The organism is Georhizobium profundi, assembly GCF_003952725.1.
In the GTDB taxonomy this organism is placed as follows: domain Bacteria; phylum Pseudomonadota; class Alphaproteobacteria; order Rhizobiales; family Rhizobiaceae; genus Georhizobium; species Georhizobium profundi.
In genome coordinates this window covers 1,927,266-1,950,310 of sequence record NZ_CP032509.1, presented here as the reverse complement: position 1 = coordinate 1,950,310, position 23,045 = coordinate 1,927,266, and the positions used below count along the sequence as shown (strand labels likewise).

Annotated in this window: 20 protein-coding genes and 1 riboswitch; of the genes, 9 read left to right on the top strand and 11 right to left on the bottom strand. The window is 62.8% G+C overall.

All coding sequences use genetic code 11. From position 1 onward, the window contains the following. Positions 1–3: 3 nt before the first annotated feature. The 6 genes from D5400_RS09070 to D5400_RS09045 all read right to left on the bottom strand — a co-directional run bounded on the left by D5400_RS09070 (position 4) and on the right by D5400_RS09045 (position 8,412). Complete coding sequence (locus D5400_RS09070) at positions 4–393, bottom strand: GFA family protein (RefSeq protein WP_164527834.1); 390 nt, start codon at positions 391–393, stop codon at positions 4–6. Next, a complete protein-coding gene (cobN, locus tag D5400_RS09065) occupies positions 390–4,115 on the bottom strand; it encodes a cobaltochelatase subunit CobN (RefSeq protein ID WP_126009719.1) in 3,726 nt (1,241 codons plus the stop codon). Before cobN ends, D5400_RS09070 begins: the two co-directional genes overlap by 4 nt. 46 nt (positions 4,116–4,161) lie before the next feature. After that, positions 4,162–5,214 carry a cobalamin biosynthesis protein CobW gene (cobW, locus tag D5400_RS09060; RefSeq protein WP_126009718.1) on the bottom strand — a complete coding sequence of 351 codons (1,053 nt, stop codon included), beginning with the start codon at positions 5,212–5,214 and terminating at the stop codon, positions 4,162–4,164. A 5-nt stretch (positions 5,215–5,219) separates the two neighbouring features. Further along, positions 5,220–5,753: a bifunctional adenosylcobinamide kinase/adenosylcobinamide-phosphate guanylyltransferase gene (gene cobU / locus D5400_RS09055; RefSeq protein ID WP_126013002.1), complete on the bottom strand. Its 534-nt coding sequence runs from the start codon at positions 5,751–5,753 to the stop codon at positions 5,220–5,222. A gap of 4 nt (positions 5,754–5,757) precedes the next feature. Beyond that, positions 5,758–6,393, bottom strand: a complete 636-nt coding sequence (locus tag D5400_RS09050) for a HupE/UreJ family protein (protein ID WP_126009717.1) — start codon at positions 6,391–6,393, stop codon at positions 5,758–5,760. Positions 6,394–6,524: 131 nt separating this feature from the next. Beyond that, positions 6,525–6,905, bottom strand: a riboswitch (cobalamin riboswitch). 46 nt (positions 6,906–6,951) lie between these two features. Then, positions 6,952–8,412, bottom strand: a complete 1,461-nt coding sequence (locus D5400_RS09045; protein ID WP_126009715.1) for a cobyric acid synthase — start codon at positions 8,410–8,412, stop codon at positions 6,952–6,954. 192 nt (positions 8,413–8,604) lie between these two features. Between D5400_RS09045 and D5400_RS21095 the strand changes: the two genes are divergently transcribed. Then, positions 8,605–8,751 carry a hypothetical protein gene (locus D5400_RS21095; RefSeq protein WP_164527833.1) on the top strand — a complete coding sequence of 49 codons (147 nt, stop codon included), beginning with the start codon at positions 8,605–8,607 and terminating at the stop codon, positions 8,749–8,751. Positions 8,752–8,944: 193 nt separating this feature from the next. On the opposite strand, the gene fdhF is transcribed toward D5400_RS21095, so the two are convergent. The 3 genes from fdhF to D5400_RS09030 are packed head-to-tail and all read right to left on the bottom strand — an operon-like array spanning position 8,945 to position 14,148. Next, complete coding sequence (fdhF, locus tag D5400_RS09040) at positions 8,945–11,785, bottom strand: formate dehydrogenase subunit alpha (RefSeq protein WP_126009713.1); 2,841 nt, start codon at positions 11,783–11,785, stop codon at positions 8,945–8,947. Between the two features lie 24 nt (positions 11,786–11,809). Beyond that, on the bottom strand, positions 11,810–12,439 hold the full coding sequence (locus D5400_RS09035; RefSeq protein ID WP_164527832.1) for a LysE family translocator: 630 nt from the start codon (positions 12,437–12,439) through the stop codon (positions 11,810–11,812). Then, on the bottom strand, positions 12,436–14,148 hold the full coding sequence (locus D5400_RS09030) for an NADH-ubiquinone oxidoreductase-F iron-sulfur binding region domain-containing protein (protein ID WP_205665545.1): 1,713 nt from the start codon (positions 14,146–14,148) through the stop codon (positions 12,436–12,438). The genes D5400_RS09035 and D5400_RS09030 overlap by 4 nt, the downstream gene beginning before the upstream one ends. Positions 14,149–14,284: 136 nt before the next feature. Here D5400_RS09030 and D5400_RS09025 point away from each other — a divergent pair, with 136 nt between their 5' ends. Further along, entirely contained in the window at positions 14,285–15,331 is a 1,047-nt protein-coding gene (locus D5400_RS09025; RefSeq protein ID WP_126009709.1) for a glycine betaine ABC transporter substrate-binding protein, read from the top strand. 84 nt (positions 15,332–15,415) lie between these two features. Continuing rightward, positions 15,416–16,435, top strand: a complete 1,020-nt coding sequence (bmt, locus tag D5400_RS09020) for a betaine--homocysteine S-methyltransferase (RefSeq protein ID WP_126009707.1) — start codon at positions 15,416–15,418, stop codon at positions 16,433–16,435. A gap of 284 nt (positions 16,436–16,719) precedes the next feature. Here bmt and D5400_RS09015 read toward each other — a convergent pair whose 3' ends face one another. Further along, positions 16,720–18,291, bottom strand: a complete 1,572-nt coding sequence (locus D5400_RS09015) for a trimethylamine methyltransferase family protein (RefSeq protein WP_126012996.1) — start codon at positions 18,289–18,291, stop codon at positions 16,720–16,722. 306 nt (positions 18,292–18,597) lie between these two features. Here D5400_RS09015 and D5400_RS09010 point away from each other — a divergent pair, with 306 nt between their 5' ends. Next, positions 18,598–19,296: a corrinoid protein gene (locus D5400_RS09010; protein ID WP_126009705.1), complete on the top strand. Its 699-nt coding sequence runs from the start codon at positions 18,598–18,600 to the stop codon at positions 19,294–19,296. Between the two features lie 94 nt (positions 19,297–19,390). On the opposite strand, the gene D5400_RS09005 is transcribed toward D5400_RS09010, so the two are convergent. Then, on the bottom strand, positions 19,391–19,552 hold the full coding sequence (locus D5400_RS09005) for an entericidin domain-containing protein (RefSeq protein WP_126009703.1): 162 nt from the start codon (positions 19,550–19,552) through the stop codon (positions 19,391–19,393). A 70-nt stretch (positions 19,553–19,622) separates the two neighbouring features. Between D5400_RS09005 and D5400_RS09000 the strand changes: the two genes are divergently transcribed. The 5 genes from D5400_RS09000 to D5400_RS08980 all read left to right on the top strand — a co-directional run bounded on the left by D5400_RS09000 (position 19,623) and on the right by D5400_RS08980 (position 23,039). Beyond that, entirely contained in the window at positions 19,623–20,246 is a 624-nt protein-coding gene (locus tag D5400_RS09000; protein ID WP_245451489.1) for a DUF1638 domain-containing protein, read from the top strand. Positions 20,247–20,319: 73 nt separating this feature from the next. Further along, positions 20,320–20,631: a virulence factor gene (locus tag D5400_RS08995; RefSeq protein WP_126009699.1), complete on the top strand. Its 312-nt coding sequence runs from the start codon at positions 20,320–20,322 to the stop codon at positions 20,629–20,631. Positions 20,632–20,671: 40 nt separating this feature from the next. Further along, complete coding sequence (locus tag D5400_RS08990) at positions 20,672–21,577, top strand: methylenetetrahydrofolate reductase (protein ID WP_126009697.1); 906 nt, start codon at positions 20,672–20,674, stop codon at positions 21,575–21,577. A 51-nt stretch (positions 21,578–21,628) separates the two neighbouring features. Continuing rightward, on the top strand, positions 21,629–22,588 hold the full coding sequence (locus D5400_RS08985) for a methyltetrahydrofolate cobalamin methyltransferase (RefSeq protein ID WP_126009695.1): 960 nt from the start codon (positions 21,629–21,631) through the stop codon (positions 22,586–22,588). Between the two features lie 79 nt (positions 22,589–22,667). After that, complete coding sequence (locus D5400_RS08980; protein ID WP_126009693.1) at positions 22,668–23,039, top strand: hypothetical protein; 372 nt, start codon at positions 22,668–22,670, stop codon at positions 23,037–23,039. Positions 23,040–23,045 lie beyond the last annotated feature (6 nt).

The following is a 23,045-nucleotide window of genomic DNA, read 5'->3' as shown; positions in this document are numbered from 1 at the left end:
CCATCAATCCTCTTTGGGCAACGTGTCGCCGACGACGAGCCAGGGCAGATGCTCGCCATAGAAATCATGCTTCTCGATCTGCCAGTCGTGGTCGTCCTCGAAAGCGGCGAGAAGCAGGTGATAGTCACCGTGAAGATCGTCGTGGCGGTACCAGATGGGTGATCCGCACTGCCCACAAAAGGCACGCTCCACGTCAGGCGAAGAGCGGAAAGTCTGCGGCGCGGCGCCGGTGAAACGCACCTGATCTTCCGAAAACGATGCGAAGGCGGCGACGGGAGCCGAGAGCGCCCGGCGGCAGGATTCGCAATGGCAGAAGGACACCCATTTCGGATCGCCCGATGTTTCGAAGCGCACGGCCCGGCAAAGGCAGCGGCCTTGTCTGGTCTTCGTCACGACGCACCCTCCATGAGTTTGGCCAGATCGAACTTGGCGGAATTGCTTTTCGGCGTCCACATGCCGCGGTCGATCGCTTCCATGAAGCGGGCTGAGGTTTCCTTCAGCGCCTCCGCATTCTTCTCTCGCATGAAGTCCCGAACGTCTTCATCCACCAAGAAGGCGTGATAGGCGAGTTCGAAGTGGTGGTCGCGCACCGCGCCCGTCGTCGCGGCAAAAGCGAACATGTAGTCGACGGTCGCGGCGATCTCGAAAGCGCCCTTGTAGCCATGGCGCATCACGCCGGCGATCCATTTCGGATTGACGACCCGGGCGCGCACGACCCTGCCGATCTCTTCCTCCAGCGAGCGGATCACCGGCTTTTCCGGCCGTGAATGATCGTTGTGATAGACCGCCGGGCGCGCGCCCTTCAGCGCTTCGACCGCCGCCGTCATCCCGCCTTCGAACTGGTAGTAATCGTCCGAATCGAGCAGGTCGTGCTCGCGGTTGTCCTGGTTCTGGACAACCGCCTCCACCGTCCCGAGCCGCTCTTCGAAGAGGCCGCGTTCCGCGATGCCTTCGGCCTGCGCCCCATAGGCATAAGAGCCCCAGACGAGATAGGCTTCGGCGAGATCGGCACGCTCCGCCCAGCCTTTTTCGTCGATGAGCGCTTGCAGCCCCGCGCCATAGGCACCGGGTTTCGACCCGAAGACACGATAGCCGGCGCGCTTCATCGCGGCTTTCTCCTCCATCCCCTGCGCCTTCAGAGCCTCGGCTTCGGCCCGCATCCGGCTCGCGATAGGGTTCTCCGCCGCATCCTCATCCAAAGCGCCCACCGCGCGGACCGCCTTGTCGAAGAGCGCGATCTGGTCAGGAAACGCATCACGGAAGAAGCCGGAGATCCTGAGCGTCACATCGACCCGCGGCCGCCCGAGCATCGCCGGTGGAATGATCTCGTAGCCGGTTACTCGGCGCGACGCGTGGTCCCACACGGGTTTCACGCCGATGAGCGCCAGCGCCTGGGCAATGTCGTCGCCGCCAGTGCGCATGTTGGACGTGCCCCAGGCGGTGATGCCGAGCGAGGTCGGCCAATCGCCATGGTCCTGCGCATAGCGCGTGATCAGGAGCTCCGCCGACTTGCGGCCAAGCTCCCAGGCGGCCGGCGTCGGCACGGCGCGGCTGTCGACCGAATAGAAGTTTCGCCCGGTCGGCAGAACGTCCGGCCGTCCCCGCGTCGGCGCTCCGGATGGTCCGGGCGGCACGAACCGCCCGTCAAGCGCCGCAAGCGTGCCGGCGATTTCGGCCGGCCCCGATGCGACAATGGACGGCTTCAATCTTGTCTCGAGCTCCTGAAGAACGGCTCGGGTCGCCGTCCAATCGGCCAGGCAGTTGACTTCACCGCGCACGAGCCTCGCCGCCAGTAGCTCGATGCGCTCGACGGTATCGCCGGCGGTGCGCCAGGGATCGGGCGTTAGATCGGCAAGAATTGTTGGCTTCGAGCCTTTCCAGACTTCGGCCATGTCGCAATCGAGCGGGTCGAATTCGAGAACAGCATCCAACGCGATCGCCCGCTGCAGGCTTTGATCACCGCCTTCACCCTGAGCGCGTGGCACGCGCGCCAGAGCAACCGTCAGGTCCGTCAAAAGCCGACCCTCAGGCGCGACGCCAAACACATGCAGCCCATCCCGGATCTGCATTTCCTTCAGGTCGCACAGATAGGCGTCGAGCTTTTCCAGCGCCGCGTCGTCGCCGTCGCCGTTTGCGATGCCGGCGTCATGGTCGAGGCCGATATCGCGTACGAGATCGAGAATCTGGCGTTTGAGAAGCCTGATCCGGCGTGGATCGGTGCCGAGCGCCTGGTAATATTCGTCGACCAGCGCCTCCAGATCCTTCAACGGCCCGTAACTCTCGGCGCGCGTCAGCGGCGGGGTCAGATGATCGATGATCACCGCAGACGAGCGGCGCTTGGCCTGCGTCCCCTCGCCTGGATCATTGACGATGAACGGGTAGACATGGGGCGTCGGCCCGAACACGGCTTCCGGATAGCACCGGTCCGAAAGCGCCAGCGCCTTGCCGGGCAGCCATTCGAGATTGCCGTGCTTTCCCATGTGGACGATGGCATGGGCGCCATAGACCGTAAGCAGCCAGGCATAGAAGGCGATGTATCCATGCGGCGGCACGAGATCGGGCGCGTGGTAGGTTTCCTTCGGATCGATGTTATAGCCGCGCGCAGGCTGGATGCCGACGACCGTCTCGCCGAACCGCATCAGCGGCAGCGCGAAGCGGTCGCCAAGGATGAACGGGCCCTGCTCCAGTGCACCCCAGCGGGCGACCACCTCTTCCTGAATCGATGCGGGAAGTGTTGCGAAGAACGCCTTGTAATCATTGAGCGCCATCGTCTCGCGAATTTCGCGGGCATCGACGGCGGCATTGGTCGGCCCGGCCATCAGCGCGGTGATCAACGCATCGCCATCGGCAGGCAGATCGTCGACCACATAGCCCGCGCCTTGCATCGCCTTCAGCACTTCGATGGTGCCGGCCGGCGTATCCAGGCCGACGCCGTTGCCCAGCCGCCCGTCACGGTTCGGATAATTGGCGAGCACGATCGCGACGCGGCGGTCGGAGGGTGCAGTTCGGCGCAAGCGCGCCCAGTTCACAGCAAGGTCGGCCACAAAATCGATGCGGTCTGCCAAAGGCTCGTGCGCGACGATATTCGCCTCGACCGTCTCATCGTACCGCTCGGCCGATTTGAACGAGACGGCACGCGACAGGACCCGCCCGTCTACTTCAGGCAACGCCACATGCATTGCAAGATCGCGTGCCGACAGCCCTTGCGCCGACGCTTCCCACGCAGATCGCGCCGACCCGGAGAACACCACCTGAAGCACCGGGGCGCCGGTTGATTCCAGCACGGTCCCTTTGGTTTCACCGCCCGGCGCCGAGACGGCGAAACCGGTGGCATTAATGACGACGTCCGGCGGCGCCTCGGCAAAGCTTCGTTCGACGGCAGCGATCGAAACGGGGTCTTTGAGGCTGGAGACGTAAAGCGGCGTGACGGCGAAGCCTCGAGCTGCCAGCGCGTCGACCAAGGCTTTCACCGGCGCCGTCTGCCCGCTTTGGACAAGTGCGCGGTAAAATACGATGGCCGCGATGCCCCGTTTCCCTGTCCCCTCGACAGGCTCGGGATACGGGGAGACCGGAGCCAGCCACACCCCCGCACGCATGAGCGGAACCGCCTCGCCCGGTCTCGGCGCACCATCCACCATCGCTGCGGCGTAATCGAGCAAGCCGCGTGCGTTATCGGCTCCGCCTTCACTGAGGAACGCCCAGAGCGCGTTCCGGTCCGCCGGGGCAACGGTCGAATAGCGATCGAGACCGGGATCAGCTTTGTCGTCACCCGGCAGAACAACGAGCGCGATGCCCTCGCGCGCCGCCGTCGCCAGCAGTGCATCGAGCACATAGGCGAAATAGCTGGCGCCGCCGAGCGCGCGCACGATGATCAGCCGCGCATGGCGCGCCGTGCGCTCTATATAGGTATCGACCGACATCGGATGCTTCAGCGTCATGAGGCTGGCGACGCGGACCGAGCGGTGAGAGGCCCCGCCGGCGGCCTTGGCAGAAGCGATTGCCGCCAGCTCCGTATCGGCAGCCGACAGGAACAGGATGTCGCCCGGCGTCTGGCCGAGATCGATCGCCTCGTCTGCGTCGGCGATCGATCCCTTCTGGCTCAAAAGGAGGTGCATGGCCGCCGTCGCCTGCAGCCGACACAGCGTGATCGACGTTTTGATGTCATCGCGCGGCATCCTGCAGGGCTGCGGTGATCGCCGCCTCGTCGAGTCCATCGTGAAGTCCGATCACGACGAGGCGTGTCCCGCGCTCCTCTCCTGGCTTCCAGGCGCGGTCGAAATAGCTGTCGACGCGGCTCCCGACCGCCTGCACCACAAGCCGCATGGGCTTACCTGCGACATCTGCGAAGCCTTTGAGCCGCAAAATGTCGTGGGTGGCGATGATGTCCCTCAGCGCTTTCGAAAAGCGATCGGGTGCAGCGACACCGCCCAGATCGACGACGAAGCTTTCGAAATCGTCGTGATCGTGCTCCTCGCCATTCTCATGCTCGATCTCGTGATGGGATCGGCGATTGGCGATATCGCTTTCGGTGCCGACGCCGAGACCGAGCAGGACAGCCGCCGATACCTCGCCACCGGATGCTTCGATCATCTGCGGCTTGCGGCTGGTGCGCGCCGCCACATCGTTGCGCACAGCGCTGAGACCCGCCGCATCGACGAGATCGCTTTTGTTCAGGATGATGAGGTCGGCCGCAGTCAGTTGATCCTCGAAAAGCTCCTCCAGCGGGCTTTCGTGATCGAGGCTCTCGTCGGCGGCACGGAGCGCATCGACGCGGTCCTCGTCATCGGCGAAGCGCCCGGCTGCAACCGCTGCGCTGTCGACGACGGTGACGACGCCATCGACCGTCACCCGCTCCTTGATGCCCGGCCAGTTGAAGGCATTGACGAGCGGTTGCGGCAGCGCGAGGCCGGAGGTTTCGATGACGATGTGATCCGGCAGCCGGTCCCGTTCCAGAAGCTTTTCCATCGTCGGGATGAAATCGTCGGCGACCGTGCAGCAGATGCAGCCATTTGTCAGTTCCACGATGTCGTCTTCGCTACAGGTTTCTGCACCGCAGCCCTTGAGCACGTCGCCATCGACGCCCAGATCGCCGAATTCATTGATGATAAGCGCGATGCGGCGGCCTTGCGCGTTCATCAGCAGGTTGCGAATGATCGTCGTCTTGCCGGCGCCGAGAAAGCCGGTGATCACCGTTGCCGGTATCTTCGATTGCATGGGAGCTAACCCTTCATTTTGAGCGGCAGGCCGGCGGCGACGAAGTAGACTTCGCCTGCGACCGCAGCGATTTTCTGGTGCAGGCGCCCTGCGTGATCGCGAAAGGCGCGCGCCATGGAATTTTCCGGCACGATGCCGAGGCCGACCTCGTTGGAGACGAGGATCACGCGACCGGGCGGGCTGGCGAGGAGCGAGACGAGATCGTCGAAAGCAGCGTCCATCGCGGCATCGCCCTGCTCCTCCATCATCAGATTGGTGACCCAAAGCGTCAGGCAATCCACCAGCACGACGCGGTCCGGCCGGATGTGCTCGCGCAGGACCCCGGTGAGCGAAAGCGGGCAATCATGGGTTACCCAGTCCGCGCCACGATCGACCCTGTGCCGCGCGATCCTCGCCCGCATCTCGTCGTCGAAGGCCTGCGCCGTCGCGACGTAGTGGCGCGGAAGGCCGGTTTCCCGCGCCAGCTTTTCGGCATAGGCCGATTTGCCGGAGCGGGCTCCGCCAAGGACGAAGACCGCCCCGTTGCGCTGTTCCGCCATGTGGTCAGGCAAGACCGATGGCGGCAAGCAGATGCTCGCCGACGAGCAAGGCACCGACGCCTGCAACGACGCCGCCCGAGATCCGCAAGGCGACGTTGTCGGCAGTCCGGCCGGTGGCGAACAGTGCCGTCGCGGCGAGGCCAGCACCGATCGCGATCAGGTACTGCGTGGCTGCAAAGCCGGCGAGATAGGCGAGCACCGGTGTCGTCTCGGCTCCGAACACGGCTTCGCCATAGGCGTGACCATGAAACAGGCCGGCCAGCGCAAAGACGGCAGCGTAGGCGGCCGGAGCATAAGCGCGGCCCGAAAGCAGCATGATGCCGAGCACCGCGACCGACAGCGCGACCATGACTTCCACGAAAGGGAGACCCAGCGCTGCGAGGTGAACAAGCGTGCCGAGAACAGTCGCGCCGATGAAGAAAAGCGGCATGGCAAAGCGATGGCGCGTGAGCGTGGCCGCAATACCGACGGCGATGATGAACGCCAGATGGTCGAGCCCGATGATCGGATGCCCGATGCCGGACAAAAGACCTGCAGAGAAGGTTGAGGGCGTCTCGCCGCCCATTGGATGATGGGCGTAGGCAGACGAGGCAAGCACAGTAAAGAATGCGGCTGCTACGCCGCGCTTGAAGACGATCATGAAGACAACTCCCGTGTCAGATAGGCCATAAAGGCCTCTGAACGGCGTGTTCGCCTGACCGCGCAGTCTCCCCCATAGACCGGTCCCCCGGCAACGAGACTGTTGGCCAAGAGCGGAACACCCCGTCCCTCTAGGTTCGATGTCGACAGGCAGGTCTCCTGGCTCGTGGCTGCAGCACCGGACCCGAAGGTCCGGTGCAACGGCTTGTCCCTCACCTTCCCGGAGCTTGCGGCGGCTGCGCCGGCGGACGATTCGTAGACAGGAGGCGTCCAGCCGTGGTTCTGCGCAGTCGCCACTCCAGTGGCTTTTCCAGTGATTGCCCATCGATGGCCTGCCCTGCACCATGCCGGGCATCGACCAACGAGACGCAATCGCCGGATGGGAAAGCCTCGCCACTCTACAGTCGCGGGGTCGGCTGCGATCAAGGCGCCCGAATTGGGTCCACCCCTCGCATTCCCTTTTCATCCCCGAACGCCAATGGCGCTCAGGAAACCTTTCGATGCACTAGAGATAGGCGTGGCGCCCGATCGGTGTCAATCGCGTTCGAGCCTCCGCGCATCAGACAGACGCGGCCGAACCGAGAAGCCCGTCGACATCGAGTACCTGTTCCAGCCGCGCGGCGATGGCGTCGAGAGCGGCGTCGACGCCTTGCGCATAACTGTCTGCTACGGCTCTAACTCCGAGTGCAGCGAGATAGGCGCGGCGGAACCCGTCGGCTGCGAATAGCCCATGCAGATAGGTGCCCATCACACGCCCATCGGCGGTCGTGGCGCCATCCGGTCGCTCGTCGATCGTGACCGGCGCGCGGGCCGCATCCGGTCCCTCGCTGACGCCGAGATGGATTTCATATCCCTGTAACGGCTCATCGAATACCGTCGAATGAGCGGAGACATTTCGGACGACCTTATCGGGCGCCATCACCGTATCGACGTCGAGCAACCCGAGCCCATCGACGCGCGATGGTGCGCCTTCGAGCCCAAGCGGATCGGCAACGCTGCGACCCAGCATCTGGTATCCGCCGCAAATGCCGACCACGTGCCCGCCGCGGCGCACATGACGCGCAAGATCGAGATCCCACCCGTTTGCCCGGAAAGCGGCCAGATCGCCGATGGTTGATTTCGAGCCGGGGATCACGATCAGGCCGGCATCGTCAGGCAAGCGTTCGCCGTTGCGCACATAGACAAGGTCGATCTCAGGCTCTGCCGCAAGCGGATCGAGATCGTCGAAATTCGCGATCCGCGACAGAACGGGTACGGCAACCTTCAGCGCCCGCGCCGATCCCGCCGCCAATCGCTCGAGCGCCACGGAATCCTCGGCCGGCAATCGGGCCGTCTCGGCCAGCCAAGGGACGACACCGAAGCTTTGCCAGCCGGTGAACCGCGTGATCGCCGCCAGCCCCTCGTCGAAGAGACTGACATCACCGCGAAACTTGTTGATCAGATAGCCGCAGATCATGCGCCGGTCTTCCTCCGGCAGGATGTGATGCGTCCCGACGAGCGAGGCGATCACACCGCCCCGGTCGATGTCGCCGACGAGCACGACCGGCACGCCGGCCTTCGTCGCAAACCCCATATTGGCGATATCGCCGGCGCGCAGATTGATTTCGGCCGGCGAACCAGCGCCTTCGACGAGGACAAGATCGCAATCCTGCTTGAGACGCGCAAAGCTCTCCATCACCTTTTCGAGCAGCCGCGGCTTCAGCGCCTGGTAGTCCCTGCCCCTGGCCTTGCCCACGACACGCCCGTGGACGACCACCTGGCTACCGGTCTCGCTTTCCGGCTTCAAGAGGATCGGGTTCATGTGGATCGAAGGTGGCGTACGGGCGGCCAGCGCCTGCAGCCACTGCGCCCGCCCCATCTCGCCGCCATCCTCCGCGACGGCAGCGTTGTTCGACATGTTCTGCGGCTTGAACGGCCTGACCCGGAGGCCACGGTTTGCTGCAAGCCGGCAAAGCCCCGCCACCAGAACGGTCTTGCCGACATCCGAGCCGGTTCCTTGCAACATCAGCGCTTTTGCCAAACGACTGTCTCCGGTGCATTTGGGCTTCCCTAGCATCGGGCAACGCCGCCGTCATGGTGCAGTTTGGTCGACGAGCCGGGCATTCCCCCAACAATCATTTTTGCGACATTTAGTGGCGCTGGCATGTCGGCGGCGACGCGGCGACAAGCTTATATGCGGTGCACGCGTTTCCAGCCCTCAAGAGTGAATTGCATGCGTGACTTCCTGAACAATCTGCGTCGCCGCTTTGCCGGGGCCAATCGCCCTGCCGCATCTGCACGTCCCCACGATTTTGTGCTGCGTCACCAGATCGAGTGCGGCCCGTTCAACACGAGACGGCACCGCTTCTTCGACATCTGACGGCGACCGGAAGGTCAAACAAAAACAGCCGCGCCTGCTTCGTGCAGGCGCGGCTGTTTTTGTAACTGGAGGCGCTAAAGGGCGGGCCGCTCCGGGACGCGAGACCTTTTCCGGAGCTTCGGCGGCGTTTATCCCCCGCACGTGAAGTCTTACGCGGATATCGTTACCGGAGGGTTATTTAGAGATTAAGCGATTATGAATTGGGCAATTCTTTCGTTAACGACGAACTGCCTCGATTCTCGCCAAGAGCCGCTGTTTCAGTATCCGCAAGGCCTATGCGCGCGGCACAATATTTGAACTCCGGGATTTTGCCGAACGGATCCAACTGCGGATTCGTCAAAACGTTGGCCGGACTTTCGTTGAAGCAGAACGGCATGAAGATCATACCATCTGCGACTTCCCGGTCGGCGCGAAGAAGCGCTTCAACCGTTCCCCGACGCGTCTCCACCTTCACCATTATGCCCTGTCGCATGCCCCGCCGCTCGATTTCGCGCGGGTTCATCGAGGCGATGCCTTCCGGCTCGATCGCATCGAGCACGCCGGCGCGCCGCGTCATGGCACCGGTGTGCCAGTGTTCAAGCAGCCGCCCAGTGGTCAGCACGAGAGGATAGTCCTCGTCTGGAACTTCGTCCGGCGGCAAAAGATCGGCCGGCACGATCTTGCCGCGTCGATCCCTGGTCGGGAAACCGTTGACGAAGATGATCTCGTTGCCAGGAACATCCGGACCATCGGCCGGGTAGGTCACGGAGCCTTCGCGTTCGACACGATCCCAGCTGATGTTCTTAAGCGACGGCATGACGGAAGCCATCTCGGTGTAAACCTCCGAGACATGGCCATAATGCCAGTCGAGACCGCACGCCCTGGCGAGATCCTGGATGATCTCCCAATCCTGCCGCGCGTCGCCCGGCAAAGAAATGGCCGGCCGGCCAAGTTGAACCTGCCGGTTCGTGTTGGTATAGGTGCCGAGCTTCTCGGCATGCGCGGAAGCCGGCAGCACGACATCGGCGTGCCAGGCGGTTTCGGTGAGGAAGATGTCCTGCACCACCAGATGATCGAGCTTGGCGAGCGCCGCGCGTGCATGGATCTGATCCGGGTCCGACATGGCCGGGTTTTCACCCATCACATACATGCCGCTGATCTCGCCATCATGGATCGCGTCCATGATCTCCACGACGGTCAAGCCGCGCTTGGCATCGAGCGGCCGGCCGTAGAGATCTTCGAATTCGGCCCGGATATCGGCATCTTCCACCGAACGGTAATCGGGATAAACCATCGGGATGAGACCGGCGTCGGAGGCGCCCTGCACGTTGTTCTGGCCGCGCAGCGGATGCAGCCCCGTGCCGGGTCGGCCGATCTGGCCGGTGATCAGCGCCATCGCGATCAGGCAGCGCGAGTTGTCGGTGCCGTGCGTGTGCTGCGAGATGCCCATGCCCCAGAAGATGATCGAGCGTTCCGACTTGGCATAAAGCCGCGCCACGTCGCGAATGGTCGCCGCCGGCACCGCGCAGACGGGCTCCATTGCCTCGGGCGTGAAGTCCTTCACCTTCTCCTTCAGCGCTTCGAAGCCACTGACATTGGCTTGGATATATTGCTCGTCATAGAGCCGCTCGGTGATGATGACATTGAGCATCGCGTTGAGAAGCGCGACGTCCGTGCCGGGCTTGAAGACCAGCGAATGGCTCGCATGACGCATCAGGTCCTGCTTGCGCGGATCGATGACGACGAGCTTGCGACCCTGTTTGGCGGCCTGCTTGAAATAGGTCGCGGCAACGGGGTGGTTCGTTGTCGGGCGCGCGCCGATGACGATGATGCAATCGGCTTTCAGCGCGTCGTTGAACGGCGCCGAGACCGCACCTGAGCCGACGCCTTCCATGAGCGCGGCAACCGAGGACGCATGGCAAAGCCGCGTGCAGTGATCGACATTGTTGGTGCCGAAGCCCTGCCGGATGAACTTCTGGAAGAGATAGGCTTCCTCGTTCGAACCCTTGGCCGAGCCGAACCCGGCGATGGCCTGGCCGCCGCGCTCGTCGCGGATCTTCGTAAGCCCGCTAGAAGCGCGCTCGAGCGCCTCTTCCCACGTCGCTTCGCGGAAGACAGTCAGAGGGTCGGCGCCCTTCAGATTGATGTCGCCACACTTCGGCGCATCGTCCCGGCGGATCAGCGGCTTCGTCAGCCGGTCCGGCGAGCGCACATAATCGAAACCGAAACGGCCTTTGACGCAAAGCCGGTTTTCGTTCGCCGGCCCGTCGCGGCCATCGACCTGGACGATCAGGTCGTCCTTGACGCGCACCGTCGTCTGGCAGCCGACGCCGCAGAACGGGCAGACCGAATCCACAACCTTGTCGAACTGCTCGACGGTCCGCGTGCGGGCATCGGCGTCCATCAGGGATTTTTCATAAAGCGCACCCGTCGGACACGCTTCGACGCATTCGCCGCATGTAACGCAGGTGGAAAGCCCCATCGGGTCGTGGATGTCGAAGACAGGAACCATGTGGCTGCCGCGTTCGGCCATGCCGATCACGTCGTTCACCTGCACCTCGCGACAGGCGCGTACGCAGGCGTTGCAGGCAATGCAGGCGTCGAGATTGACCGCGATGGCCGGATTCGACACGTCGTGCAGCAGTTCGGTGGTTTGGTGGTCGAATTTCGAGCGCAGGCGATCAGAGCCGGAGATGCCCATCGATCCCGCCCACTGCCAGAAGGATGACTGGTCGTCTGGGCCGGCATCTTGTGCAGGCATGTCGGCGGCGAGCATTTCGAAAACCATGCGCCTAGCTTTGTCGGCCCTCTCCGTCTGGGTCTTCACCTCCATGCCTTCGGTCGGCTTCCGGATGCAGGACGCGGCAAGCGTGCGCTCGCCATCGATCTCCACCATGCACGCCCGGCAATTGCCGTCCGGCCGGTAGCCGACCTTGTCCAGATGGCAGAGATGGGGGATGCGCGTGCCTTCGCGCTTTGCCACCTGCCAGATCGTCTCGCCTTCGGCGGCCTCAACCGCCTTGCCGTCGAGCATGAACCGGATTGTTTTCGACATGGGACAGGCTCCGTTCGAAAGATCTCAGCGTGACAGAAGCAGTTGTCCGCCAACGAGACAGAAGAATGCGCCGAAGGCGGCTTCGAACCACCGCATCAGTCGCTTGTAGGTGCCCATTAAGGCTTTTGATGAGAAGACGAAGACATAAGCGCCGTAAATGCTGGCGGAGGTGAGCCCCGCCACGATGCAGAAGCCGAGGATCACGCCCTTCGACGCGCCGGACGACAGCACGAATGTTGAGATCGACGCCCAGAAGAGCGCCGATTTCGGGTTGAGCAGGCAAACGGTTAGCCCACGGCGAAACGCTGCGGCGGGCAAAAGCGCTCTGCCATCAGGCCGAATGGCGCCGGGGACATTGCGCCATGCCGCCAACAAACCGCGCACGCCGAGATAAAGAAGATACAGGCCGCCACCGATCTTCAGCACCAGCAGCAAAGGTGGGTAGAGTGCGAAGACCACGGACAACCCGAAACCTGAAGCGAGCGACCAAAGGAAAGACCCCGTCGCAATTCCCACCGCCGTATAGAAGCCGATAGCGCGCCCGTTTCCGAGCGCGGTGGAGGCGGCGGCAACAAGGTTGGGGCCGGGCGCGGCAATAGCCACAGCGAGCGCGGCCCAGGCTGTGAAGAGTATCCTGAAGGCTTCGTCGCTCACCCCAGATCCTCTCGAAAATGCGTCAGAAGATGGTTCACCGGGTTTGGCGCCGCTTGCCCCAGCCCGCAGATGGAGGCATCGCGCATCACGGATTCGAGGTCGCGCAGCGTCTCTTCATCCAGATGGCAGGGACGCTTAAGGAGCTCCACCATCTTCTCCGTGCCGGACCGGCATGGCGTGCACTGGCCGCAGCTCTCGTGCTTGAAAAACTCGAGGAGGTTGATGGTGGCCGCCTTGATGTCGTCCTGGTCGGACAGGATGACGACCGCATGGCTGCCGACGAAACCGCCGAGCTTCGCGAGTGCGCCACCGAAATCCAGAGGCACGTCGTCCATTGAGGCAGGCAGGATGCCGCCGGAGGCGCCACCCGGCAGGTAGGCCTTGAAACGGTGCCCCTCGGCCATGCCGCCGCAATGCTCGTCGATCAGTTCGCGCACGGTTATGCCGGCCGGTGCAAGCTTGACGCCGGGATGCTTGACCCGGCCCGAGACGGACCATGAGCGCAGGCCCGGGTGATCCGGCTTGCCTTGCGCGGCGAACCACTCGCCACCCTTCTCCACGATATCGCGCACCCACCAGAGCGTTTCGACATTGTGGTTGAGCGTCGGGCGGCCGAACAGCCCTTTCTCGGCGATATAGGGCGGCCGGTGCCGCGGCATGCCGCGCTTGCCCTCGATCGATTCGATCATCGCGCTTTCTTCGCCGCAGATGTAGGCGCCGGCACCACGCCTGAGCTCGATGAAACCGCGCTCGATGATCCCCGCCTCCTCGAGCGCGGCGATCTCGCGGCGCAGGATGGCGAGCACCGCCGGATATTCGTCGCGCATGTAAAGATAGATGCGCTCCGCTTCGACGACATGCGCAGCGATCAGTGCGCCCTCGAAAGTGCGATGCGGATCGCTTTCCAGATAGAACCGGTCCTTGAAGGTGCCGGGCTCGCCCTCGTCACCATTGATCGTCATCAGACGCGGGCCGGGATACCCTTTCACGATCGACCATTTCTTGGCCGCCTCGAAACCCGCGCCGCCAAGTCCCCGAAGCTTGGCATCGGCCAATTCGTTCATCACGGCTTCGGCGCTAAGTTCGCGCGAGCGCACCCGCTCCAAAAGGGCATAGCCGCCGAATTCCCGATAGGCGTGAAGGCCGATGTAATCCGGCTGAAGCGCATCGATCGCGCCCTCGTCCGCCATGGTCTTCAGGCCGTCTGCGGTGGCGTGATCCACCTCTCGATCGCCGATGCGAGCGGCGGGCGCCGTCGCGCAGCGCCCCATGCAGGGAGCGCGCACAACCCGCACAAAACGGCCGTCGACCGCCTGTCGCGTCGCCTCAAGTAGCGCTTCCGCGCCGGCCATCATGCAGGAAAGACTGTCGCAGATGCGGATCGTCAGCGGCGCTGGTCGCGGCTCGCCTTCGCGCACCACATCGAAATGGTCGTAGAAGGAGGCGACTTCATAGACCTCAACCTGCGACAGACGCATGAGCTCGGCGAGCGCCTGAATGTGGGACGCCGGCAGACAGCCATGGGCATCCTGGATGACATGCAGATATTCGATGAGCCTATCGCGGACCAGCGTCTGCCCGGCGAGCAGATTTTCCACATCAAGCAGTGCCGCTTCATCCAGCGCCCTGCCCTTCGGCGCATCCGCGCGCCTTTTACCAACAGCCATCGACAGTTCGAACTCCTCGCCAACTCCAATCGCACTTGTCATGCGTCGGGCCGCTCCACGCAACAGCTATGTCGCGAAAAAGGCACAGAGCCGTGCCAAAGTACGTTACAGTGATGAGCAAGGATGCCCTCTAGCGACGTCGATGGAGGCGATCGGAAGCCGGGTAGAAAATGATCCAATGAGACATTTGCGACTGTCCCTGACGCTCACCGTCCTCTTGGTTCCCGCAGCAGCCGTCCAGGCGCAGGAAACCGAGGAGCGGGCAGCCGACGCGCCGACGAGTGCCGTCTGCGGCGAGGTGTCGATCGCAGAGCTCAACTGGCCGTCCGCCGCCTTCTTCGCCCATCTCGATGCGATCATTCTCGCTGACGGCTATGGCTGCGACATCAGCCTGATCAAGGGAGACACCCTGTCGACGCTGACCAGAATGGTCGAAGAGGGCTCACCCGACATTTCGCCGGAAACCTGGATCAATTCGGCCCGAGAGACGCTCGACGAGGCGGTTGCCTCTCGGGACCTCCATTACATGGCGCCAGCCTTCGCCGATGGCGGCGTGGAAGGCTGGTGGATACCCGCCTATGTCGCCGAGGCCCATCCCGACATCAAGACAGTCGCCGACGCGCTGAAGCGCCCCGATCTCTTCCCCTCGCCCGACAATGACGGCATGGGTGCAGTCCACACCTGCCCGGAAGGCTGGAGCTGCGAAGTCACGACGGCCAATCTGTTTCAGGCCTATCAGGCTTCCGACAAGGGCTTCGAACTGCTGCCGTCGGACAATGGCGATGCGTTGGAAGCGTCGATCGCCGAAGCCTTCGCCGAACAGCGCGGCTGGCTCGGATATTACTGGGCGCCCACGGCGGCACTCGGGCGCTATGATATGGTGAAGCTGAATTTCGATGCGCCCTACAACGATGCCGAATGGCATGGCTGTACGACCGATCCGGAATGCCCGGCACCGCGCATCACATCCTGGCCGCGCTCGGAGGTCTACACGGTCGTCACCGACCAGTTCATGCGGCGCGGCAATGGCGCTCTCAACTACTTGCGCACGCGCTCGCTCGGCAACGAGGTCTTGAGCAACGTGCTCGCCTACATGGCCGACAACGATCTCGACGGCGAGGCAACCGCAACGGCCTTTTTGCGCGAGAATGAGGCGATCTGGGCGGATTGGGTCAGCCCGGAAGCGAAAGCCAGGATCGACGCGTCGCTCTCAAAGGCCGATTAGCATCGCGCCGAGATTGACGATTGCAATGACATAAAGACATCTTTATATCGTTACATGTCTTTCGCAAATCGTCAGGATGTCTCCATGCCCGTTGCCAACCCGCTCGCCGATCTCATCGCTGAAAAAGGCGTTCTGCTCGCCGACGGCGCAACCGGCACCAATCTCTTCGCCATGGGCCTGGAAGCAGGAGACGCGCCTGAGCTGTGGAACGAGGACCAGCCGGAGAAGATCCGGAAGCTGCACCGCGACTTCGTTGATGCCGGCTCGGATATCATTCTTACCAATTCCTTCGGCGGCACCCGCCACCGTCTCAAGCTGCACCACGCCCAGGACCGGGTGTTCGACCTGAACAAGCGTGCCGCCGAAATCGCGCGCGAAATCGCCGATGCGGCTCCGCGCAAGGTGATCGTTGCCGGTTCGGTGGGCCCGACGGGCGAACTCCTGATCCCGCTTGGCGCGCTGTCCTACGAAGCAGCCGTCGAAGCCTTCGTCGAGCAGATGGAAGGCTTGAAAGCCGGCGGCGCCGACGTCGCCTGGATCGAGACCATGTCGTCGGGCGACGAAATCAAGGCTGCCTGCGAGGCTGCCAACAAGGTCGGCATGCCCTACACCTACACGGCCTCCTTCGACACGGCCGGCAAGACCATGATGGGCATTCACCCCAAGGACATCCACGGCCTCGAAGGCGATGTCAGCGAAAAGCCCGTTGCCGTCGGTGCCAATTGCGGCGTCGGCGCATCCGACATCCTGTCCTCCCTGCTCGACATGACAGCCGCCAAGCCCGGCGCCGCGATCATCGTCAAAGGCAATTGCGGCATCCCGGAATTCCGCGGCTCGGAAATCTATTACTCGGGTACGCCGCCACTGATGGCCGAATACGCCAGACTGGCCGTCGATGCCGGCGCCACAATCATCGGCGGCTGCTGCGGCACGGCCTGCGATCACTTGAAGGCGATGCGCGAGGCGATCGACACCCACAAGAAGGGCGAGAAGCCGAGCCTGGAAGCAATCGTGGAAAAGGTCGGCCCGTTCCGCAACAAGACCGCCGGCACCGGCGAAGACACACCCCAGCGCGAACGCCGCGGCGGCCGCCGCAAAGGCTGAGTGGCGCGAATTTCCGGGCCTCCTCGTCCTTCGACAGGCTCAAGATGAGGAGGATTGGGGTGCTGCGTGCCACGACGAGCCTCGGCCAATGCAACGGCAGAAGACTCGATGTCCATCGACCATCGGGCAAATGCTCATCCCCCATCCTGGCCCCGTCAATGGACGAAGCCCCGATGCAGCTTTTTCCGCTGAGTTTACCCCTGCATCAAGGATCGCCAGACGGCTTTGTGGATCAGATGACTGACGGTTTCTTGACCACCTTGCTCCCTGGCGACGGGAGCCTTTCAGGTGAAGGCATCGGGCATCGATTCCTTGCGCTGGCGAACGAAGGCGAGCAGTGCCTCGTCGATGCCGGCGTCGAGTTCCGGTGCCTGGTAGTTCTGGAGCCAGGACCGGCAGAGCGCGTTGGCGCGCGTTTCGATCCGCTTCTCGCCCTCGGCCAGCCACTGCTCGTAGGAATTGTTGTCGGCCAGGTTCGATCGGTAGAACGCGGTCTGGAAATTGGCTTGGGTGTGCGCGCAGCCGAGATAGTGGCTGCCTGGGCCAACTTCGCGAATGGCATCCATCGCCTGGCCGCTTTCGGAAAGATCGACGCCTTCGGCCATGCGCTGCATCATGCCGAGCTGGTCGATATCGATCATGAACTTCTCGTAGGACGAGACGAGCCCGCCTTCGAGCCAGCCGGCGGCATGGAGCACGAAATTGGTGCCGGCCAGAAGCGTCGTGTTCAAGGTATTCGCGCTTTCATGCGCAGCCTGCGCGTCGGCGACCTTGGAGCCGCAGAGCGAGCCGCCCGTGCGGAACGGCAGATTGAGCCTGCGCGCCAGCTGGGCCGCACCGTAGGAGACGAGCGACGGTTCCGGCGTTCCGAATGTAGGCGCACCGGACTGCATCGAAATGGACGCGGCGAACGTTCCGAACACGACCGGCGCGCCCGGCCTGATCAGCTGCGTAAAAGCGGCACCGGCGAGAACTTCGGCCAGAACCTGCGTCAACGTGCCGGCAACGGTCACGGGGCTCATGGCGCCAGCCAGGATAAAGGGCGAGATGACCGTCGCCTGGTTGTTGCGCGCGTAGACCTTGGCGGCACCCAGCATCGTCTCGTCAAAGACCATCGGCGAGTTGGCGTTGATCAGATTGATGACGACGCAGTTCTGATCGACGAAATCCGCGCCGAACAGGATCTTGCACATCTCGACCGTGTCTTCCGCCCGTTCGGGCGCAGTGACCGATCCCATGAAGGGTTTGTCGGAATAGCGGATATGGCTGTAGACCATGTCCAGATGGCGCTTGTTGACGGGGATATCGACCGGCTCGCAGACCGTGCCACCCGAATGGTGCAGCGAGGGCGCCATGTAGGCGAGCTTCACGAAATTGCGGAAATCCTCGATCGTCGCATAGCGGCGCACGCCTTCCAGGTCACGCACGAAAGGCGGACCGTAGACCGGTGCGAAGACGGTGGCCTTGCCGCCGATCTGGACCGAGCGCGCGCCGTTGCGGGCATGCTGCGTGAAGGTGGCGGGCGCCGTCTTCAGCAATTCGCGGCACAATCCTTTCGGAAAATGCACGCGCTCGCCGCGGATGTCGCATCCGGCATCCTTCCAGAGCGCGAGCGCCTCCGCGTCATCGCGAAACTCGATGCCGACTTCATCGAGCACGATATCGGCGTTCGATTCGATGAGTGCGAGCCCTTCCTCGTCGAGCACTTCATACTCGCGGATGCGCCGCTGGATGTAGGGGCTCGAGGCACCTGGGCCGCCGCCAGAGCGCATGGCCCGTCGGGCCGCAGCACCGCGTCCCTCGCCGCGCCCGCGCCGGGAAGGAGCCGCGGCATCCTCCGCGCCCGTGCTGCCCATGTCGCCCAGAGGCGCTTCGCTCGACTGGTCCATGACCGGAAGACCCTTGCTCTATCGTATCGCCATGACGGACTGTCCGTCCTGCGGTTGGCGCGATGCTATCCACTTGGCCAGATGCTGCATGTGCAGACTGCGCCAAGCAATGGCGTTTTGAAGACATTCAGGAACGGCACACCCCGTCGCATTTCGCACGGCGCCATGTCGCTCTTGAGGAACCGGATTTTGACCTTTTCCGGCGATATCTGTACCGATCAATCCATGTGCGTCCAACGCGCATTCACGAGGTGAAGGGCCAAGGCTGTAGCAATGTCCGAAGATGATATCATCCTTTCCGAACTGGCCGACGACGAACTCGTGCTTCAGATGCACGACGATCTTTATGACGGCCTCAAGGAAGAAATCGAGGAAGCGACCCGCATCCTGCTCGATCGCGGCTGGCAGCCTTACGAGGTTCTGACGGAAGCGCTGGTCGAAGGCATGCGTATCGTCGGCGAAGACTTCCGCGACGGCATCCTGTTTGTGCCGGAAGTGCTGCTGTCGGCAAACGCCATGAAGGCAGGCATGTTCATTCTCCGCCCCTTGCTCGTCGAGACGGGCGCGCCGAAACTTGGCAAGATGGTCATCGGCACCGTCAAGGGCGACATCCACGACATCGGCAAGAACCTCGTCGGCATGATGATGGAAGGTGCGGGCTTCGACGTAATCGACCTCGGCATCAACAATCCGGTCGAAAACTATCTCGCGGCGATCGAAGAGCACCAGCCGGATATCGTCGGCATGTCGGCGCTTTTGACGACCACGATGCCCTACATGAAGGTCGTGATCGACACGATGAAGGAAAAGGGCATTCGCGACGACTTCGTCGTTCTCGTCGGCGGCGCACCGCTGAACGAGGAGTTCGGCAAGGCTGTCGGCGCTGACGCTTATTGCCGGGATGCGGCAGTGGCTGTCGAAACTGCCAAGGAATACATGAAGCGCCGCCACAACCAGGCTCAGTCGGCCTGATATCGCCGGTCAGACTGAGAGACGCTCAATAAAAAAGGGCCGCACGGTGGAGCGGCCCTTGGCAAGCGAGGCCGGAGCGATCCGGCGCGTCATCTTAGTAGGTTGCAGCAGCGTCGACGTTGGCAGCAGCAGACTGCGTGGCGTCAACCGTGTTGGCCATGTCTGCACCGGCGCCGCGAATCGTGTTGCCACATGCGCTGAGCGAGAAGATCGCTACGAGAAGGATGGCTGCGCGGCCGAGTGTTTTGGAAGTCATTTTCTGTCCCTACTCTCAATGGGCGCCCCCGGCAGGGATGCGCGTCGGTTAAGCAATGACGCAGAAACGCATGAAAGTCGAAAAGGTTCATTTGATTGCGTGCGGGGCGCTCGCTCGTGAGATTATGGTTATCCGCGAGCAATCGGGGCTGACGCATCTCGATGTCCATTGCCTTCCGGCCATCTGGCACAACCATCCCGAAAAGATTGCACCGGGCGTCAAAGATGCCATCGGCAAGGCTCGGAAGGCCGGCTTTACACGAATTTTCGTGGCCTATGCCGATTGCGGCACCGGTGGCGCATTGGACAAGGTGCTCGCGGAAGAAGGCGTGGCGCGGATCGCAGGCCCCCATTGCTATGCGTTCTTCCTGGGCAATGCAGTGTTCGAAGCCCGTGGCGACGAGGATATGACCTCGTTCTTCCTGACGGATTTCCTGGCTCGGCAATTCAAGGCGTTTGTCATCGAGCCGTTGGGGCTCGATCGCCACCCGGAGTTGCGCGACGCCTATTTCGGTCATTACAAGAAGATCGTCTATCTCGCCCAGACCGACGACGCCGAGCTTGACGAAAAAGCCCGGGAGGCCGCCGACTGGCTTGGGCTTGCCTATGAGCGACGTTTGACGGGCTATGGCGAGCTTGCCGATGCGGTGCTGGCGGCCGGCGCACCACCACAATTTGCGTCACGTCGCATTTGATCCATTGCGACGTCGCGGGGCAGCCAGCGGCACGCCCGATTCCCAATCACAGTCATTTTCAAGGAGCATATGCATGGCCGACCGCATCGTCGTCTACTGGCGCGACATCCCGGCGCAAGTCATCGTGAAAAAGGGCCGCAAGGCTGCAAAACGCGAACTTTCGCTGAGATTTACCGAGGCCATCGACATGTGTGCGATGCGCTCGGGCGCCCATGGCACGGACGACTATCTTGCAGATTGGCGTAAGGGCGACCCGCAAGCCGTTTCCGACGATCTCGAAGCCGAGGCCGATAAGGCCGTGGCCGAGCTGGAAGATACATATACGCGGGAGCGGCTGGTCGCTCTCGTCAAAGCAGGCGGTTCGGAAAGCGATACGGCTTCTTGAAGAGCCGATCGACCGCAGCCGCTGGAATAGGGAAAGCAGCATGAACGCGGTCATCGGATTGAAGCAGCATCAAAGTACCCATATCGCCGCCTCGATCGAAGTGGCGCCGAAGCAGGCCATCGAATCCGACGACCTGCCCGGCCTCTTTCCGCATGGCACCCGAGTCTACATCACGGACATCGGGACGGCGACCGACGAGATGGTTGCGGCGGCAATCCGCATCCGCAGTCTCGGCTATGAACCGGTGCCGCATTTGGCCTGCCGGCGCCTGACCACGAGGGTGGCGCTGACAGATCGCGTCGAGCGCCTGTCCCGCGAAGCCGGCGTCAGGGATGCGCTCATCATCGGCGGTGGGCTCGAGCGCCAGGCGGGCGAGTTTTCATCGACCATGGAAGTTCTCGAAACCGGTCTTTTCGACCGCTTCGGCTTCACCGATCTCGGCGTCGCGGGCCATCCTGAAGGCAGTCCCGAGTTCAACGAGGAAGTGGCGCTGCACGCGCTCCGCCTTAAGAAGTCGTTCGCCGAGCGGACCGGCGCGCGCATGCGCATCGTCACGCAGTTCGGTTTTGACGCTGAACGCTTCATCGACTGGAGCGAGGGACTGCGCATGGAAGGCATCGACCTTCCCGTGCATCTCGGTGTCGCCGGGCCTGCCAAGATCACGACGTTGATCAAATATGCCGCGCTTTGCGGCATCGGCAATTCGGTGACGTTCCTCAAGAAGAACGCGCTTGCGCTGACGGCGCTTGCCACGAGCCACTCGCCCGAAACGGTCGTCGGGCCCATCGAGCGCCATGTTGCCGCCACACCTCATTCCGCGATCAAGCAGATCCACGTCTTTCCGTTCGGCGGCCTGAAAAAGTCCGCAGAGTGGCTTGAACAACGTGGCTCATGGGATATAAAGACATCTTTATATCCTTCTATGCCCCTGATTGCGGAACGCTGATTCCCCGCATCTTCGCAAACCAGGCGGCACAGGCCCGACCGAGGAGCTTCCATGTCGCGCACCATCATCGCATCGGCAACCCGTGAGATCATCATGGGCTTCGACCAGCCCTTCTGCGTGATCGGCGAACGCATCAACCCGACCGGACGCAAGAAGCTCGCAGCCGAGATGGTGGCCGGCAATTTCGAGACGGTCATCAAGGACGCGCTCGAACAGGTCGCGGCCGGCGCCACGATGCTCGACATCAATGCCGGCGTCACCGCGGTCGATCCCAACGCGACCGAGCCGGACCTGCTGGTGAAGACCTTGCAGATCGTCCAGGATCTCGTGGACGTCCCCCTGTCCATCGACAGCTCCGTAACGGCTGCAATCGAAGCCGGGCTGAAGGTCGCCAAGGGTCGTCCCCTGGTCAATTCCGTGACCGGTGAAGACGAGAAGCTGGAAGCGATCCTGCCGCTGATCAAGAAATACGACGTACCGGTCGTTGCGATCTCCAATGACGAGACCGGCATTTCCGAAGATCCGGACGTGCGTTTCGCCGTCGCCAAGAAGATCGTCGAACGCGCCGCCGACTATGGCATCAAGCCATACGACATCGTCGTCGATCCGTTGGTCATGCCGATCGGCGCCATGGGCACGGCGGGTCTTCAGGTTTTCAAGCTGGTTCGGCGTCTGCGCGAAGAGCTTGGCGTCAATACCACGTGCGGGCTTTCCAACGTGTCCTTCGGCCTTCCGCATCGCCACGGCATCAACGCGGCCTTCATTCCCATGGTGATCGCGTCCGGCATGACCTCGGCGATCATGAATCCCTGCCGTCCGCAGGAGATGGAAATGGTGCGCGCCGCCAACGTTTTGAACTCCACCGACGCCAATTGCTACAACTGGATCATGAAGTATCGCGATCACACGCCGTCTGCCGCAGCCGACGCTGCATCGGCCGGCAATACTACGGTCGCGGCTTCGGCCGGCGGTCGGCGCCGTGGTGGACGCGCAGCTCGCATGGGAAGTTGAGGCTGTTCTTTTGCTCTGGGAGGAGCTTTAACCGCGTTCGGCCATTGTCGATGTGCCAAGGAAACAGGATCCCTCCCCGATGACGCGCTCTCGCTCACGCAAGACACCAGCAGTTCCGGTCGGTGCCAATGCCGATCTCGCCACGCTTGCGTTCACCGCACCGTTCGTCATTGCATCGCGCATGACGGGCATGTGGATGAATATGCTTTCGCCCACGGCTAAGGGCGACCGCGAAAACTCCATGATGGTCAATGAAAAGGTGCTCGCCGGCTTTGAGAGCATCACGGCGATGAACCTCTCGATTGCCAAGCAGATGACGGATGCCGCGATGGCACCCCTTTCGGGGATGACGCCGCGCCAGTTCGATCCGCAGCTGGTGTTTGCCGCATCGCTTCGACCCTACGCCAAGCGCGTCACCTCCAACGCGCGGAGACTGAGCAGGAAATCGTGAACGCAC

Bases quoted from the DNA above. Each gene is read 5' to 3' on its own strand.
- cobN (WP_126009719.1), bottom strand. From the start codon at position 4,115: ATGCACCTCCTTTTGAGCCAGAAGGGATCGATCGCCGACGCAGACGAG.
- cobW (WP_126009718.1), bottom strand. From the start codon at position 5,214: ATGCAATCGAAGATACCGGCAACGGTGATCACCGGCTTTCTCGGCGCC.
- cobU (WP_126013002.1), bottom strand. From the start codon at position 5,753: ATGGCGGAACAGCGCAACGGGGCGGTCTTCGTCCTTGGCGGAGCCCGC.
- D5400_RS09050 (WP_126009717.1), bottom strand. From the start codon at position 6,393: ATGATCGTCTTCAAGCGCGGCGTAGCAGCCGCATTCTTTACTGTGCTT.
- D5400_RS21095 (WP_164527833.1), top strand. From the start codon at position 8,605: ATGCGTGACTTCCTGAACAATCTGCGTCGCCGCTTTGCCGGGGCCAAT.
- fdhF (WP_126009713.1), bottom strand. From the start codon at position 11,785: ATGTCGAAAACAATCCGGTTCATGCTCGACGGCAAGGCGGTTGAGGCC.
- D5400_RS09030 (WP_205665545.1), bottom strand. From the start codon at position 14,148: ATGACAAGTGCGATTGGAGTTGGCGAGGAGTTCGAACTGTCGATGGCT.
- D5400_RS09025 (WP_126009709.1), top strand. From the start codon at position 14,285: ATGAGACATTTGCGACTGTCCCTGACGCTCACCGTCCTCTTGGTTCCC.
- bmt (WP_126009707.1), top strand. From the start codon at position 15,416: ATGCCCGTTGCCAACCCGCTCGCCGATCTCATCGCTGAAAAAGGCGTT.
- D5400_RS09015 (WP_126012996.1), bottom strand. From the start codon at position 18,291: ATGGGCAGCACGGGCGCGGAGGATGCCGCGGCTCCTTCCCGGCGCGGG.
- D5400_RS09010 (WP_126009705.1), top strand. From the start codon at position 18,598: ATGTCCGAAGATGATATCATCCTTTCCGAACTGGCCGACGACGAACTC.
- D5400_RS09005 (WP_126009703.1), bottom strand. From the start codon at position 19,552: ATGACTTCCAAAACACTCGGCCGCGCAGCCATCCTTCTCGTAGCGATC.
- D5400_RS09000 (WP_245451489.1), top strand. From the start codon at position 19,623: ATGAAAGTCGAAAAGGTTCATTTGATTGCGTGCGGGGCGCTCGCTCGT.
- D5400_RS08995 (WP_126009699.1), top strand. From the start codon at position 20,320: ATGGCCGACCGCATCGTCGTCTACTGGCGCGACATCCCGGCGCAAGTC.
- D5400_RS08990 (WP_126009697.1), top strand. From the start codon at position 20,672: ATGAACGCGGTCATCGGATTGAAGCAGCATCAAAGTACCCATATCGCC.
- D5400_RS08985 (WP_126009695.1), top strand. From the start codon at position 21,629: ATGTCGCGCACCATCATCGCATCGGCAACCCGTGAGATCATCATGGGC.
- D5400_RS08980 (WP_126009693.1), top strand. From the start codon at position 22,668: ATGACGCGCTCTCGCTCACGCAAGACACCAGCAGTTCCGGTCGGTGCC.